Source organism: Brucella grignonensis (assembly GCF_002252505.1).
Taxonomy (GTDB): Bacteria; Pseudomonadota; Alphaproteobacteria; order Rhizobiales; family Rhizobiaceae; genus Brucella; species Brucella grignonensis.
Map to the genome: position 1 here is coordinate 1 of NZ_NNRL01000145.1, position 1,377 is coordinate 1,377.

Here is a 1,377-nt window from a genome sequence, read left to right on the forward strand (position 1 = left end):
CCCCCGCCGATCTCGGCAAGGCCGGCCCGCGTCCCGCGCAGGGACCAGTGAAGAACTGGCCTCCGCTTGTCCGCAAGCCGACCTCGCTCGCCTGGCACGGTCCGGACCCTGAAGCGTCCAGCTTCCGCTGGTTCCTTTCGACCGCACCCGCAGGAAAGACCGGCCGAGGGCCGGATCACCTGATGGGCATCGCTAGAAAGGTAAGCTCAATGTCCAGTTCAACCCGCTCCCCCAAGTCCAAGGCCCGCATCGTCCCGCTCCGCAAGGGCACGACCCTCGAAATGGTCCGGCTTTGCTGCCCTGACGGCAACCAGGCCGCGCTCATCTCCGAAAGTTTCGGCCTTCCGGTCCTCGACAGCGACGGCATCCGCGACTTCCACCAGCGCAGCCTGATCGAAGGCGCCGATACCCTCTCCGAGGGGCTTTCCGACAAGGCGATGCAGATTCACCTGCAGCGGATCGTCGGCTCCTATGTCGGCTCCGCCTACGGGGCAGGTCAGTTCTACTNCCGCAACCGACATCTCTCCTTTTTCCGATTGCTCTCGAGCGGGTTCGCGAACCTGCGGTCCTGCGCTTGCGGACCTCGTGACGGCCGCGACTGGCGCGGCCTCGAATGGAGGTTTTGGAAAATGAGCAGGAAAGAGAGCAAACCCCGCGTCGATATCTACGCGAAGATCACAGACCGCATCGTCGCGGAGCTGGAAAAGGGCGTGCGTCCGTGGGTTCAGCCATGGAGCGCTGGGAATACGACTGGTCGGATCACGCGGCCGCTGCGCCACAACGGGCTGCCGTATCAAGGCATCAATACGCTGCTTCTCTGGTCCGAGGCGGTAGCGCGGGGGTTCGTCTCGCCCACCTGGATGACGTTCAAGCAGAGCGTTGAACTCGGCGGTCATGTCCGCAAGGGCGAGACCGGCTCGATGGTCGTCTACGCCAGCCGCTTCACCCGCACAGAAACTGATGCGAAAGGCGAGGAAGTCGAACGCGGCATTCCCTTCCTCAAGGCCTATACCGTGTTCTGCGCCGATCAGATCGATGACCTGCCGGCGCAGTATTACGGCAATCCCGCGCCGGTGGCCGATCCGGTCGAGCGCATCGAGCATGCCGATGCCTTCTTCACCAATACCGGCGCTATCATCCGCCACGGCGGAGACAAGGCATTCTTCAATCCGGCGCTCGACATCGTGCAGATGCCGCCCTTCGAGAGCTTTCGCGATGCCCCGAGTTACTATGCGACTTTAGGGCATGAGCTGACCCATTGGGTTGGATCGGAAAAGCGGCTTGATCGCAATCTCTCCCGCTATCACAAGGATCGCTCCTTCAGGGCGCACGAAGAACTGGTCGCGGATTTGGGCGGTTGTTTTTTAGCGGCCGACC

1 protein-coding gene is annotated in these 1,377 nt (G+C 62.6%); it reads left to right on the forward strand.

Features of this window, described 5'->3' with window-relative positions:
- Nucleotides 1-629: 629 nt before the first annotated feature.
- Nucleotides 630-1,377 (forward strand): ArdC family protein (locus CEV33_RS02270; protein ID WP_094538849.1); only part of this gene is annotated, 748 nt, incomplete at its 3' end.